Raw genomic sequence first — 13,765 nt, forward strand, 5'->3', positions numbered from 1 at the left:
TCAACGAGAGTTCGCGCGCCGCCGACGAGAGCGGCGGCGACTGTCCGGAGTGGACGGAGCAGGGCCGGCTCCGGCGAGTCCTGCGCGGTACAACCCGTGAGCCACCTGGCGGTCCACCGCCATCTCCAGCTCATCGCGCAGTGCGCCGGTGCGCAGGAGGACGTCAGGCCCGAGCAGACCTTCGACGACAGCGAGGGCACCTGCGGTATCACCGTGGTCCAGACGAGCGCGCACGTCCGCGAGACTCTCCGGGCGCCGGTGTGCGGTGTCGATCGCTTGCAGACACGGCAAACCGGTACCGCCCAACGCGACCAGCAGCTCCTCGCGCCGGATCTCGTCGGGGTCGTGGTCCAGCGGTACGAGCACACCGTTCACCACACCGATCCGGTGTGTGGCGCCACGGCAGTCGACGAGGCGCGAACTGCCTGGGGTGTCCGGATCTCGTGACGCCACGGCAGGCCGGTCCGGCAGGAGCGCCGACGCGACGAGCGGGTGCAGCCGATCAGCGTCGATCAGCCCGGCGTGCAGCAGCTCCAGGTCGGGCGGGAGCCACGTCGACGCGTCCGGCAGTTCGACCGCCTCACCCGGCGCGTCCGGGTTCAGCACGATGCGGCGCCGGGAACTGAGTCGCACGGTGACGGGTGCGTCCGCGCGTTCCTCCGCGCGGAGAAGCCTCGCAGCCTCTCCCCTCCACCTGGTCGCGGGATCGGTCTCAGACCGTTCCCGCAGCTCAGATGTCCTGCGTGCGTCCCAGAGGTGGCGGTGCAGGTCGAGGCGGAAACGCGGGCCAGGCCGGGGATGCGGATGTCCGCCCGCCCCGGCCAGGGGACGGGCCGGCTCCCACAGCGCGAGGCTGATCCGTTGCCCGGCATCTGCCCACGCAGGCGGCGTGCGCGCCACGAGGTGGACCGCGCGGCCACCGTGATCCGGCGGAGGATAGCGAGCCAGCGAGACGGTGAGGCCCGGCCGCAACAGGCCGTCGGGACTGATTCTCGGGAAGTGCCAGCGAAGCAGGTCAGGGGCCAGATGACGCAGATCGGCGCGGACCGTCGCCACGAACTGACTGCCATGGGTGCGACCCAGTGCACGCAGGTTCAGATCCACGTCGACCCGCGCAGCCGCGCAGGCCCCCGACCAGTCGCCTGCCGCACGGCGGGCGGTCGCAGACTCGATCATCGACGTCGGCACGGCGAACTCGCGCACGTGCGACCAGAGAGTGAGGCGAGGGTGTCCGTTCAAGGGGTGCATCAGCACTCACCTTTTGTGAACGAGACCCCCGATCTGCTCGAGGAGGTAATCATCGCGACAACGGTAGCAGGCCTCCACGGCTTCAGCGATCATGTTCCGCGGGTATCCCAGCAATCTCTTCGGTGACACTGGTGAACGCTTCTGGCTGCACCCGCAACACACCGCTGAAGGGATGCGTCATTCCCAAGCACAACACACACACGAACGCGAGCACCGCCGCGGTGACACTCATCTGCACAACATGCCGCAACCGAGCGGTGAACCCGATCAGCAACGGGAACACGATCATGCCGACGGCGCCGACGAGCGTGCCGATCAACATGAACTTCCCGGTGTTGTCGAGCCCACCGGCCTGATCCAGCCGGTCCCGCCGCAGATCGGTGATCTCCCGCAACCGCTCCAGCACCCGCTCCCGCGCGCTCTTCACCTGGTCCGGCGTGGCCGGCAGGCCCAGGACCTCGGTGTGCAACGAGTTCAACGTCGACGTGGTCCGCTCGTCGGACTCGCCGTTGGCCAACCGAGGCCATTCCTCGTCCGCCACCAGTTTCGGGTACTCGGTCAGCAACCCGCGGATGTGATCACGTTGCGGCTGCGGCATCACGGCGGTCTGCCAGTACGCGTCGGCGATCGCGGCGGCCTCGCGGGCCGCGTTGTCCTCGGCGGCTCCGTTGTCCTCCCACACGATCACCATGTAGAACGCCAGCGCCACGATGAACAGGCCGCTGATCACCGCGCCGAGGAAGCCGCGTGAGTCCGCGTCGCGGTCGTCGGACTGTTCGTGCGCGCGGGTGCGGCCGAACAGGAGACAGGCGGCGATGGTGACGACCACCGACGCTACGACGATGACGAACGCGGTCCACATGGCTTCCATCTCCCCACAGCGGGACACCGTTTGACCACCAACACCACGCTTCTCGGCGGTCTCCCCCGCCCATCAAGACCAACGGGCGTTGATCAAGCACACAGCTGGTCCACATGGGACCGCTCCCGGAAAAGCCTTGGACACGAACAGGGAAACCGAGGCAGCAACGTCCTCAACGGAGAGTGAGCACCCGATGATCAACCAGCGGTGACAAGGCAGACGAAGCGTGTCAACCTGTGCGCCGGCCCCGACCGGGAAGGCGTCGCATGCGCGTACCGATCCTCATCGCTGTCGTCCTGCTGGTCCCACTGCTCGCACCCGGCCCACCGGTCGCCGCGGCCGAGGTGTGGCGCACCCAGTTCAACGAAGCGGTGCACGGAGACGTCACGGTCATCGGCAACACCGTTCTGACCTGCCCCACGCCCGAGCAGGCCGGGCCGAACCCCAAGTACCCGCCGCAGTCCTGTGTGGACGCGCTCGGCCGCAAGGGCCACGGGCCGGCCGCGCTGAACAACGGCCACCGCATGTCGTGGACCGACGTCGACAACGACCCCACGACGTTCAACTCCTCCAGCGCACGGCTCACCATCCCGAAAAAGGCGACCGTCGCCTACGCCAAACTCGGGTGGGCCGGCAGCGCGACCTGTCACGACGAGACAGCACCGCTCGGAAAGCCGGCTGACCCTGTCACCTTCAACGGCGTCCGCGTCAGTCCGGACAGGTTCGTCATCGACTCGCCGGACGAGATCTCTCACACCGACAACGCCTTCTACAGCGCGGAAGCGGACGTGACCCCGCACGTCACCAGTGGTGTCATGACCGTCGGCAACGTCTGGGCGCCGCAAGGGTTCGACTGCTTCGGCGGCTGGTCGCTGACCGTCGTCTGGAAGTTCGCCGGACCGACGCAGGCGGCTCCGGCGCGACGACACGTTCAGGTGCACGGCGGTCACGTTCGCCTGCCCACGAAACTGCCGGTGCACAAATCCCCGATCACCACCCGGCCCGCGGGCGGTGCGATACGGCTGGGCATCACCGCGTACGAGGGCGACTGGGCCACCGACGGCGACCACATGCTCGTCGACGACACGTCGGTCGCCGGCCGCAACGCCTTCACCTCAGACGCTCAAGGCGCGGTGCAACCCAACTCCCCCAACAACATGAGCGTCGACGCCCACACGTTGACCCTCAAGGAGGACCTCCTCGAACCGGGCACGAGGAGCGTGGAGCTCAAGTTCAAACGGGACGACGACGCGTTTCTGGTCCAGAGCGTCGCGTGGTCGTTCCCACTCCCCGAACTGACCCTGGCCGTGACCCCGGAACAGCCCCCCGCCCACGCCAAGGACACCGTCACCCAGACCGCGAAGGTCACCAACGTCGGTGACGCACCCGCCGCGGACGTGTCGATCTGCGGCCAGAAGATCGGCACGATCGCTCCGCACGCCACCGCGTCCCGCACCTGCACGTCAACGGCCCTGGACGACGACTACCAGACCACCGCCGCCGCAACCGGCACGAGCCTCGCCGGCGACCCGCTCGCCGCACAGGCGACGACGAAGATCGACGTCCTGCACCCGGCGATCAAAGCCACCACAACGACCGAACCGCTCACCGCCGTGCCAGGCCAGCCGGTCAAGTTCACGACGACCGTCACGAACGACGGCGACACACCGCTGTTCGACCTCGACGCGCGCACGTCGGACAACGGATGCAACCCGATGCAACTCCAGCTCGACCCCGGCGCGACCGCCACCGTGGACTGCACGGCCAAGGCGAAGGACGAGAGCGGCACCCTGACCTCCACGGTCACCGCCACCGACAAGATCGGAGGCAAGGTCGAGGCGAGCGCGTCCGTGCAGGTCAGAGTGATCTACCCGAGGCTCACCATCACCGCGCTGTGGTCGAAGGACCGTGCCGAGGACGGCGAGCTCGTCACGGTCACGATCACGGTCGGAAACCCGTCCGATTTCCCGATCAGCGACGTGAAGGTGGAGGGCGAACCGGCCTCGTGCCGCCGCAACTTCCCGGTCCTGCAGCCCCGCGAGCGGATCACGTACACCTGCCAGGTCAGCGCCCCGGTGAATTCCCGGTTGACGGTTACCGGAGCCGGTGCGGGCGCGGCCATCAGCGAGAGCGCCGTCGTCCGAATCGCCTCAGTGACCACGCCGCTGCCACCGGAACCCGAGCCCGCGCCTGACGAACCGGCCCCTCCGCGCCCGGTAGTGCACGTTCACCAGGTGTCGAAACCCGCCGTCGGTGGTGTCGCCGCGGTAATCGGCGTGATCGGCATGGTGATCGTCGCGAGCGCGTTTTCCGGGCTGGGCAAGCGGTAAACCTTGAAAACGTTCCCATTCCTGGTGGGTAAACAGACGTGTTACTCCGGCGCGGAATGCGGTAGAAGGACCTCATGGAGATCACCGCCTTCCTGGACCGCAAGCTGGCCCGCCGGTTCCGCACGTACGACTCCGACGGCGACGGGTTCATCGAGCGGGAGGACTTCACACAGGCGGGCGCGCGCACCACCAAGGCGTTCGGGCTGGCTGACGACGATCCGAAGGCCGTGCGGTTCCACAACACGCTGATCGGGCTGTGGGAGCACCTCTCCTCAGTCACCGACCAGGACCACAACGGGCGCATCAGCGTCGACGAGTACAAGAAAGCTTTCGCGAACGGGCTGCTGGAGACGCCGGAATCGTTCGACGAGGGGTATGTGCCGTTCCTGGACGCAGTGATGGCGGTCGCGGACGAGGACGGCGACGGAAAGCTCACCGTCGAGGAACACATCACGTGGACGGGTGCGCTGATGAACCTGTCCGAAGGGGACGCGCGCGGCATTCACGACCTGTTGTCCGACGAGGACGGACTGTTGTCGACGCAGGCGCTGCTGGACGCGATCCGGGAGTTCTACTTCTCCGAGGATCCCGCGGCGGCCGGCAACTGGCTGCTGGGGTCGTTGGACTGACGTGCTGCTGAAGACGCTGCAGGAGTACGCGGCACGGGCCCAGCCCGCCGCGCACGTCGAGGAGGACGGCGGCTGGTGGTTGCGGCATTCCCCCGGCGACGCCTGGTGGGTGAGCGCGGTGCTGCCGCACGACCGGGAGGACCGGGTCGCGCGCGCCGAGGAGTTCTGCGCCGAACGCGACGCCGGGGTGCGGTTCCAGATCACGCCGGGCGTGTGCGCCGAGGATCTCGACACCCGGCTGGACGGCAGGGGTTACGCGCGGGGTCATGACATGTCCCTGCGGATCGCCTCGACGTCCGAGGTGCTGCGGCAGGCGCACGCCGACGCGGGCGCGGTGACGACCCGGCCGACCGACGCGTGGCTGGCGGCGTGGCAGGCGGTGACCACGCGGGACGTCAGCGCCGAGCGCGACCTGCTGAGCCGGGTCGAGCTGCCCAGCGCCTACGCGTACGCCGAGGTGGACGGGCAGGTGGTGGCCGTCGGGCGGGCCGTGGCCGAACAGGGGTGGGCCGGGGTGTTCGGGATGGCGACGCTGCCCGAAGCCCGTGGTCAGGGCGCCGCACGGGCGGTGCTCGCGGCGTTGGCGTCGTGGGCGGCCGCGCGCGAGGCGAACCACATGTACCTGCAGATGGAGAAGACGAACAACAGCGCGTTCCGGCTGTACGAACGGACGGGGTTCCGCGAGGTCTGCACCTACCACTACCGGATCCGCGCCTAAGTAATCAGGAATCAAGAAGGCACGAGCCGGGGCGCGGAGTTAGGTTTTGCGCCATGACCAGGACAGCAGCCGCGGCGCACGAAGCCGACACCCACGATCTGATCCGCGTGCAGGGCGCGCGCGTCAACAACCTGAAAGACGTCGACGTCGAGATCCCGAAGCGGCGGCTGACGGTCTTCACCGGTGTCTCCGGCTCCGGCAAGAGCTCGCTGGTGTTCGGCACGATCGCCGCGGAGTCGCAGCGGCTGATCAACGAGACCTACAGCGCGTTCATCCAGGGCTTCATGCCGACGCTGCCGCGGCCCGAGGTGTACCTGCTGGAGGGCATCACCACGGCGATCCTCGTCGACCAGCAGCGGATGGGCGCCGACCCGCGCTCCACCGTCGGCACCGCGACCGACGTCAACGCGATGCTGCGGATCCTGTTCAGCAGAATCGGCGCGCCGCACATCGGCGGCCCGCAGGCGTTCTCGTTCAACGTCGCCTCGATCTCCGGCGCGGGTGCCGTGACGATCGAGAAGGGCGGCCAGAAGGTCAAGGAGCGCCGCGAGTTCTCCATCACGGGCGGCATGTGCCCCCGCTGTGAAGGTCGCGGGCAGGTCTCCGACATCGACATGACCGAGGTCTACGACGAGTCGAAGTCGATCCTCGAGGGCGCGATCAAGGTGCCCGGCTACAACGTCGACAACCAGTGGACGGTGCAGACGTTCGCGCAGTCCGGGTTCCTCGACCCGGCCAAGCCGATCCGCAAGTACACCAAGAAGGAACTGCACGACTTCCTCTACAAGGACCCGGTCAAGATCAAGGTCAACGGCATCAACCTGACCTACGAGGGCCTGATCCCGAAGCTGCAGAAGTCCATGCTGTCCAAGGACCGCGAGGCGCTGCAGCCGCACATCCGGGCGTTCGTGGACCGTGCGGCGACGTTCGGCACGTGTCCCGACTGCGACGGCACGCGCCTGACCGAGGCGGCGCGGTCGTCCAAGATCAAGGGCGTGTCGATCGCGGACCTGTGCGACATGCAGATCACCGATCTGGCGGACTGGATCCGGGGGCTGAAGGAGAAGTCCGTCCAGCCGTTGCTGGACAAGCTCGCGCACACGCTGGACTCGTTCGTCGAGATCGGCCTCGGCTACCTGTCGCTGAACCGGCCCGCGGGCACGTTGTCCGGCGGTGAGGCGCAGCGCGTGAAGATGATCCGGCACCTCGGATCGGCGCTGACCGACGTGACGTACGTGTTCGACGAGCCCACGATCGGGCTGCACCCGCACGACATCCAGCGCATGAACAACCTGCTGCTCCGCCTGCGGGACAAGGGCAACACCGTCCTGGTCGTCGAGCACAAGCCCGAGACGATCGCGATCGCGGACCACATCGTCGACCTCGGCCCCGGCGCGGGGCGCAACGGCGGCACCATCTGCTTCGAGGGCTCGCTGGAGGGCCTGCGCAAGAGCGACACCGTGACCGGACGCCACCTGGACGACCGCGCGAAGCTGAAGTCCGAGGTGCGTGCCAAGACGGGCGTGCTGGAGATCCGCGGCGCGTCCAAGAACAACCTGCGCGACGTCGACGTCGACATCCCGCTCGGCGTGCTGACCGTGGTCACGGGTGTGGCGGGCTCCGGCAAGTCGTCGCTGATCCACCAGTCGATGCCGAAGGACTCCGGCGCGATCGTGGTCGACCAGACGCCGATCAAGGGCTCGAGGCGCTCCAACCCCGCCACGTACACCGGGTTGCTGGAGCCGATCCGCAAGGCGTTCGCCAAGGCCAACGGCGTGAAGCCGGCGTTGTTCAGCGCGAACTCCGAGGGCGCGTGCCCGAACTGCAACGGCGCGGGCGTGGTGTTCACCGACCTCGGCATCATGGCGACGATCGAGTCCCCGTGCGACGTCTGCGAGGGCAAGCGGTTCGACCAGGCCGTGCTGGAGTTCAAGTTCGGTGGTCGCGACATCTCCGAGGTGCTGGCGATGCCGGTGTCCGAGGCCGTCGAGTTCTTCGGTGCCGGAGAGGCGAAGACGCCGGCAGCGCACGCGATCCTGGCGCGCCTCAACGACGTCGGCCTCGGCTACCTGTCGCTGGGCCAGCCTTTGACCACGCTGTCCGGCGGCGAGCGGCAGCGGTTGAAGCTCGCCACGCACATGGCCGACAAGGGCGGCATCTACGTGCTGGACGAGCCGACGACCGGCCTGCACCTGGCCGACGTCGAGCAGCTGCTCGGCCTGCTGGACCGGCTCGTCGAGTCGGGCAAGTCGGTCATCGTGATCGAGCACCACCAGGCCGTGATGGCGCACGCCGACTGGATCATCGACCTCGGCCCCGGCGCAGGTCACGACGGCGGCAAGATCGTGTTCGAGGGCACGCCGGCCGACCTGGTGGCCGACCGCTCGACGCTGACCGGCGAGCACCTCGCCGACTACGTGGGTACCCCTGCGCGTCGCAAGAAGCGCTGACGGGTACACAGGGGGCATGGAGATCACGGCTTTCCTGGACCGCAGGCTCACCCGCAGGTTCGAGACCTACGACAGCGACCAGGACGGGTTCATCGAGCGCTCGGACTTCGAGCAGGCCGGTTCGCGGACCGTCGCGGAGTTCGGGCTGAGCGCCGACGACCTGAGGGCGAAGCGGTTGCACGAACACCTGCTGGGTGTGTGGGACCGCCTCTCCGCCGTGACCGACACCAACGACGACGACCGGATCAGCCTCACCGAGTACAAGACGGCGTTCGCGCACCGGTTGCTGGAGCGGCCGGAGTCGTTCGACGACACCTACCTGCCGTTCCTCGACACGCTGATGGCCGTCGCCGATCACGACGGCGACGGCCACCTCGGCGTGGACGAGTACGTGCGGTGGAGCGTGGCGTTGGTGAACATCCCCCCGTCCGCCGCACGTGCCGCCCACGCCCGGCTCGATCACGACGGTGACGGGCTGATCAGCACCGACGATCTGCTGGCCGCGATCAGGGCGTTCTACTTCTCCGAGGACCCGGACGGGCCGGGCGCCTGGTTGTTCGGTCCGTTGGACTGAAAGGAGAAGCCGGCGCGGGCCCTCGCGTCGGCAGCCATCGGCAGGCGGATCCGGCCTGAGTCGACCAGGCGTTTCACCGCCGGTCGGCTCAGGCCGAATCCTTTGGTGAGCAGCTTTTCGACCCGGATCGGGGCCGGGAGCTCGAACCTGACGATGACGTCCAACGTCTTGTCGGCCTTCTCGATGTCGTAGAACGGCAGGTCGGTCTCCAGCTCCCACGTGCCGGTCCAGTCGAGCCTGCGCTGCGCGTGGACCAGTTCGCGCACGATCGCAGGATCGTTGTCCTCGAAGCGCACCAGCCGGTCGTGGTCGAGCGCGGAGACGTGAACCCGTTCGTGGACAGGGATTTTCGACGTGCGGTCGCACCGCTCGCAGCCGATCAGCAACCAGACGTCGAGCTGCTTGCCGTTGGCGTTGACCCGGATCTTGCCGGTGGCGTGGTGCCGCGTGTGTCCGCAGGAGACGCAGGTCTTGACGATGGCGGGAAGTCCGAGCTCGCGAACGACCCACAGCGACTTGTTTTCGGCATGACGAAAAGAACTCATGTGATTCTGTGATCCCCAGGAGTGAGTGGCGTGCGGAAAAACCCGCACCGTCCACACGGGTGCGGGTCAGCTGCTCACGGGGTCAGGACCACATGTCCGCCACAATGACCAACGCCTGGGTTGGCGCGCAACGCAATTTCCGGAGAACCGGGGACCGTGGCGGCACCGGGCTGGCCCTGGTCGGCGCCCACCTGCCGGCCGACTGCTAGAACCTCTGCTCGATCTCCTTCACCGCGTCGGCGGCGATCTGCGCGGCCGCCGAGCGCGGTGACTCGGCGTCGACGATCTTCGCGACCAGTTTGCGCATGTTCGTGCCGATCTTCGCGAACGCGGACTCCGCAGTGGCCTCGATGTCACCGAACAACGTCCACCACCACCAGGAGTTCGTGGCGGAGTTCGCCACGACGTCCGGGATGATCAACGCGTCGATGACCTCTTCGGCCTCCTTGGTGACCGGCATGTTGGCGGCCTCGACGATCAGCTTGGCGCGCACGGACTTCGCGTTGTCCTTGTTGATCGCGTACGACGTCGCCGCCGGGACCAGCACGTCCGCCTCGACGTCGAGCCACTTGTCGCGGTCGAGCTGGAGGTCTTCCGAACGCAGCTTGGTGCGGTCGATGCCGCCGTGCGAATCCCGGGACAGCAAAAGGGTTTCCACGTCGAGCCCGGCAGGGTTGGCTACGACACCATGGACGTCCGCGAGCCCCACGATCTTGACGCCGGCGCGCGCGAGGTAGCGGGCCGTGGCGCCGCCCATCGAACCGAAGCCCTGCACGAACGCGGTGGGGTTGGCCAGGTTCAGGTGCTCGATGCCGGCCAGCGCGGCCTCGGCGACGCCGTAGCCGCCGACGAGCTCGTCCAGGCTGACGCTGTCGACCGTGACCGCAAAGGCGTCCGCGAGGCGTTGGCGGGCCTTCTGCTCGTCGTCCAGCAGCGGGTACACGGCCTGGATCGACGACTGCAGGCCGATCTTCTCGATGGCCGTGTCGATCGTGGACTGCCGGAGGCCGAGGTCCTCCCCCATCGTCCAGAACCGTTCGATGTAAGGGGACATCGCGTAGAGGTACGCCGTGAGGACTTCTTCGGCCCGCGGATCGTAGGGGTCGAAGTCGATGCCACCCTTGGCGCCGCCGAGCGGCACGTAGCGCGCCTCGGGGTCGTAGTTGAGGGCCTCCTTGGCCGTCATGCCCTCGGCCAGTCCGCGCACCTCGTCGAGGGTGCAGCCGGCCCGCATGCGCAGACCACCGCTGCTGACCCCGCGCACGAGCCGGTCGATGACGAGGTAGCCCCGCGCTTGAGTTGCCGGATCGGTCCAGGTGACCTGGAGATAACTCATCGCCTACACCCCTTGACTTCAGCGTATGACCGCGGTCACATGGTCCGTCCAAATAACTGACTGACGGCTCAGTTAACCATCTGGAGGGCCCGTGAGCGAGGTACAGCCTCTCAGCGGCAACTGGCTCAGCGAACGAACACACCTGCGCAAGTCACTCCGCCGGGTGGACGTGACGTTCTACCTGCTCTGCACCCTCGTCGGCCTGGACACGATCGGCAGTGTCGCCGCCAACGGGCCCCAGGGCCTCGTCTGGATGGTGATCCTGGCGGTGGTGTTCTTCCTGCCGTACGGGTTCCTGACGACCGAGCTCGGGACGGCGTTCCCGGTCGAGGGCGGGCCCTACGTGTGGACCAAACTCGCGTTCGGGCGGATGGCGGCCGGCGTGAACCAGGTCCTCTACTGGCTGTCCAACCCGCTGTGGATGGGCGGCACGCTGGCGATCATCGCGGTGACGACGTTCGAGACGTTCTTCCTGGAACTGGGCATGGTCGGCAAGCACGTCGCGGGCCTGGCGTTCATCTGGGTCGGCGTGCTCGCGGTGGCGGCGTCGTTGCGGATCGGCAAGTGGGTGCCGATCGCGGGTGCGTTCGCGCGGATCGTGCTGCTCGGGTTCTTCACCCTGTCCGTGGTCGTCTACGCGATCAAGAACGGCGTACAACCGTTGTCCGGCGGAGATTTCGTGCCCACGTGGGCCGGTTTCGTGGCACTGGTGCCGGTGCTGATCTTCAACTACGTCGGCTTCGAGCTGCCGTCGACCGCCACCGAGGAGATGACCGATCCGCAGAAGACCGTGCCGTTCGCGATCCTGCGTGCGGGCATCGCGTCGTTCCTGCTCTACGGCGGACCGATTCTCGGGATTCTGCTGGTGGTGCCGGCTTCGCAGATCCAGGGGCTGGGCGGGTTCATCGACGCCGCCAAGCAGGTGCTGACCGTGTACGGCGGGTCGGTCGCGGCCGACGGGACCGTGACGCTGACCGGTGCGGGTGCGGTGCTCGGGACCGTCTGCGCGGCCGGGTTGATCATCGGCGTGCTGACTTCCGGGGTGTCGTGGGCGATCGGGGCGCACCGGGCGCAGGCGGTGGCCTGTGCGGACGGTGCCGGGCCCGCGTACCTGGGGCGACTGTCCTCCCGTCACGGCACGCCGATCCGCGTGAACGTCCTTTCCGGACTGCTGGCGTCCGTCGTGCTGGTGACGGCGTTGAACCTGACCGGCGGCAACTCCGAGAAGTACTTCACCGCCGGGTTGGCGCTGGTGATCTCGACGACGTTCATCAGCTACCTGCTGACGTTCCCGTCGATGCTGGTGCTGCGGCGCAAGCTGCCGGACGCGCCACGACCGTTCCGCGCACCTTTCGCTTTGCTGACCACCGTTTTGACGACCGGGCTGGTGGCGTTCACCGTTGTCGTGCTGATCTGGCCGCTGGACCTGCCGTCGGCGTTCGCCGGTGAACGGGCGCAGTACACGTTGTCGCAGGTGGTGCCGTTGCTGATCGTGATCGGCATCGGGTTCCTGTTCTACGCGCTCGGTGCTCCCACGCGGGCGCTGGACCGGGAACTGCAACGGGACTTCACTTCGACATCTGCTTGACTTTGTTCCCCTTTACCAACAAGGGGTTCCCGCGGCTCACGTCGCAGGCTTTCTGCTTCGTCGCCAACCGCCCGCTCGGAGTGTTCCGTTGAGGTCTTACACCGGCTCCACAGACAGTCACCGCCAGCCCGGCGGCCAGGATGTTGCGCGCCGCGTTCACGTCCCGATCATGGATCACGCCGCAACCACACGTCCACGCACGCACGTTCAGCGGCATCGCCGCTGCAAGTGCGCCGCAAGCCGAGCACAGTTTGGACGAGGGAAACCAGCGATCAACGATGATCACTTCCCGCCCGTACCACCTCGCTTTGTACTCCAGCATCTGTCGCCACTGCCGCCAGCCCGCGTCACTGATCGCGCGGGCCAGGCGGTGGTTGCCGACCATGTTGGACACGGCCAGATCCTCGATCACGAGCGCTTGGTTTTCGCGCACGAGCCGAGTAGTGATCTTGTGCAGAAAGTCCGTGCGCCGATCGACGATCCGGGCATGCACACGCGCCACCTTGATACGTGCCTTCGCCCGGTTGCTGCTGTCCTTCTGCTTGCGGCACAACGCCCGCTGAGCTTTCACCANCTTGGTTTTCGCGCACGAGCCGAGTAGTGATCTTGTGCAGAAAGTCCGTGCGCCGATCGACGATCCGGGCATGCACACGCGCCACCTTGATACGTGCCTTCGCCCGGTTGCTGCTGTCCTTCTGCTTGCGGCACAACGCCCGCTGAGCTTTCACCAGCGCCGACCGGTCCCGGCGCTCGTGACGGGGATTGCCGATCTTCTCTCCTGTCGACAGGACCAGCAGGTGATCGAGCCCGACGTCAATCCCCACCGCCGCATCGATAGCCGGCAACCGGCTCACCCCGGGGTCATCGCACAGCAGGGACACGAACCAGCGCCCAGCCGAGTCACGCGACACCGTCACCGTCGATGGCACCGCGCCCTCCGGCAGCGGCCGAGACCACCGGATGTCCAACGGCTCGATCATCTTCGCCAGCGACAGCACCCCGTCACGCCAACGGAACGCCGAACGCGTGTACTCCGCGCAGGCACGCGACCTCTTCCGCGACTTGAATCGCGGAAACCGAGCCCGCTTGGCAAAAAAGTGAGAGAACGCCATCTGCAGATGCCGCAAGGCCTGCTGCAGCGGCACCGACGAGACGTCGTTGAGGAATGCCAGCTCCTCGGTGCGTTTCCACGTGGTCAACAAGGCCGACGTAGCCCCGTAACCGACCCGTTCCCCACGCAGCGTCCACGCTTCCGCACGGGCCTGCAACGCCAAGTTGTACACCTTGCGGACACAGCCGAACGTGCGCGACAACTCCGCCGCCTGCGCCTCCGTCGGATAGAAACGGAACTTGAACGCCCGCTTCACCTGTCCGCCCATGTCCAGAAGCTATCAGTCCACTGTGGAACTCGGCGCGGCCGGGTAGCGGACGCAGTCGTCGAGGGTGTGTCAAACGAGCGGTGTAACTCGGGTTGAAGGAAACTAC

Annotated in this window: 11 protein-coding genes and 2 pseudogenes; 6 read left to right on the top strand and 7 right to left on the bottom strand. The window is 67.3% G+C overall.

Annotated elements, in window-relative coordinates; translation table 11 throughout:
* Both LFM09_RS43295 and LFM09_RS43300 read right to left on the bottom strand, forming a co-directional pair.
* Window positions 1-1,248, bottom strand: coding sequence for a hypothetical protein (locus tag LFM09_RS43295; protein WP_414102448.1), 1,248 nt, complete (start codon window positions 1,246-1,248; stop codon window positions 1-3).
* An 82-nt stretch (window positions 1,249-1,330) separates the two neighbouring features.
* On the bottom strand, window positions 1,331-2,110 hold the full coding sequence (locus tag LFM09_RS43300; RefSeq protein ID WP_414102449.1) for a hypothetical protein: 780 nt from the start codon (window positions 2,108-2,110) through the stop codon (window positions 1,331-1,333).
* Window positions 2,111-2,376: 266 nt separating this feature from the next.
* On the opposite strand from LFM09_RS43300, the gene LFM09_RS43305 reads away from it, so the two are divergent.
* From LFM09_RS43305 to LFM09_RS43325, 5 genes are all read left to right on the top strand, one after another.
* On the top strand, window positions 2,377-4,440 hold the full coding sequence (locus LFM09_RS43305; protein ID WP_414102450.1) for a hypothetical protein: 2,064 nt from the start codon (window positions 2,377-2,379) through the stop codon (window positions 4,438-4,440).
* A gap of 74 nt (window positions 4,441-4,514) precedes the next feature.
* The gene (locus tag LFM09_RS43310; RefSeq protein WP_414102451.1) at window positions 4,515-5,069 is read left to right on the top strand and encodes an EF-hand domain-containing protein; all 555 of its coding nucleotides are present in this window, start codon (window positions 4,515-4,517) and stop codon (window positions 5,067-5,069) included.
* Between the two features lies 1 nt (window position 5,070).
* Window positions 5,071-5,787: a GNAT family N-acetyltransferase gene (locus LFM09_RS43315; RefSeq protein WP_414102452.1), complete on the top strand. Its 717-nt coding sequence runs from the start codon at window positions 5,071-5,073 to the stop codon at window positions 5,785-5,787.
* Window positions 5,788-5,840: 53 nt separating this feature from the next.
* Window positions 5,841-8,237: an ATP-binding cassette domain-containing protein gene (locus tag LFM09_RS43320; protein WP_414102453.1), complete on the top strand. Its 2,397-nt coding sequence runs from the start codon at window positions 5,841-5,843 to the stop codon at window positions 8,235-8,237.
* 16 nt (window positions 8,238-8,253) lie between these two features.
* Window positions 8,254-8,811, top strand: a complete 558-nt coding sequence (locus tag LFM09_RS43325) for an EF-hand domain-containing protein (RefSeq protein ID WP_414102454.1) — start codon at window positions 8,254-8,256, stop codon at window positions 8,809-8,811.
* Here LFM09_RS43325 and LFM09_RS43330 read toward each other — a convergent pair.
* Together LFM09_RS43330 and LFM09_RS43335 are read right to left on the bottom strand one after the other, a co-directional pair.
* Entirely contained in the window at window positions 8,754-9,356 is a 603-nt protein-coding gene (locus tag LFM09_RS43330) for a DUF1062 domain-containing protein (protein ID WP_414102455.1), read from the bottom strand. The two genes, LFM09_RS43325 and LFM09_RS43330, sit on opposite strands and share 58 nt — an antisense overlap.
* Window positions 9,357-9,561: 205 nt before the next feature.
* A complete protein-coding gene (locus LFM09_RS43335; protein ID WP_414102456.1) occupies window positions 9,562-10,692 on the bottom strand; it encodes a Glu/Leu/Phe/Val dehydrogenase dimerization domain-containing protein in 1,131 nt (376 codons plus the stop codon).
* 91 nt (window positions 10,693-10,783) lie between these two features.
* Here LFM09_RS43335 and LFM09_RS43340 point away from each other — a divergent pair, with 91 nt between their 5' ends.
* On the top strand, window positions 10,784-12,280 hold the full coding sequence (locus LFM09_RS43340) for an APC family permease (protein ID WP_414102457.1): 1,497 nt from the start codon (window positions 10,784-10,786) through the stop codon (window positions 12,278-12,280).
* On the opposite strand, the gene LFM09_RS43345 is transcribed toward LFM09_RS43340, so the two are convergent.
* The 3 genes and pseudogenes from LFM09_RS43345 to LFM09_RS43355 all read right to left on the bottom strand — a co-directional run.
* The gene (locus LFM09_RS43345; protein ID WP_414102462.1) at window positions 12,261-12,713 is read right to left on the bottom strand and encodes an RNA-guided endonuclease TnpB family protein; all 453 of its coding nucleotides are present in this window, start codon (window positions 12,711-12,713) and stop codon (window positions 12,261-12,263) included. The genes LFM09_RS43340 and LFM09_RS43345 overlap by 20 nt on opposite strands.
* A gap of 3 nt (window positions 12,714-12,716) precedes the next feature.
* Window positions 12,717-12,926, bottom strand: a pseudogene (locus LFM09_RS43350) (transposase); the annotation flags it as partial.
* Window positions 12,913-13,659 (bottom strand): annotated as a pseudogene (locus LFM09_RS43355) (RNA-guided endonuclease InsQ/TnpB family protein); the annotation flags it as partial. The pseudogenes LFM09_RS43355 and LFM09_RS43350, both read right to left, overlap by 14 nt.
* Window positions 13,660-13,765: the final 106 nt, after the last annotated feature.

The sequence above is a fragment of the Lentzea alba genome (genome assembly GCF_047445655.1).
Classification (GTDB): Bacteria; Actinomycetota; Actinomycetes; order Mycobacteriales; family Pseudonocardiaceae; genus Lentzea; species Lentzea alba_A.

Coding starts and splice junctions, on each gene's coding strand:
- LFM09_RS43320 (WP_414102453.1), top strand. CDS start 5,841: ATGACCAGGACAGCAGCCGCGGCGCACGAAGCCGACACCCACGATCTG.
- LFM09_RS43325 (WP_414102454.1), top strand. CDS start 8,254: ATGGAGATCACGGCTTTCCTGGACCGCAGGCTCACCCGCAGGTTCGAG.
- LFM09_RS43305 (WP_414102450.1), top strand. CDS start 2,377: ATGCGCGTACCGATCCTCATCGCTGTCGTCCTGCTGGTCCCACTGCTC.
- LFM09_RS43330 (WP_414102455.1), bottom strand. CDS start 9,356: ATGAGTTCTTTTCGTCATGCCGAAAACAAGTCGCTGTGGGTCGTTCGC.
- LFM09_RS43295 (WP_414102448.1), bottom strand. CDS start 1,248: ATGCACCCCTTGAACGGACACCCTCGCCTCACTCTCTGGTCGCACGTG.
- LFM09_RS43300 (WP_414102449.1), bottom strand. CDS start 2,110: ATGTGGACCGCGTTCGTCATCGTCGTAGCGTCGGTGGTCGTCACCATC.
- LFM09_RS43310 (WP_414102451.1), top strand. CDS start 4,515: ATGGAGATCACCGCCTTCCTGGACCGCAAGCTGGCCCGCCGGTTCCGC.
- LFM09_RS43335 (WP_414102456.1), bottom strand. CDS start 10,692: ATGAGTTATCTCCAGGTCACCTGGACCGATCCGGCAACTCAAGCGCGG.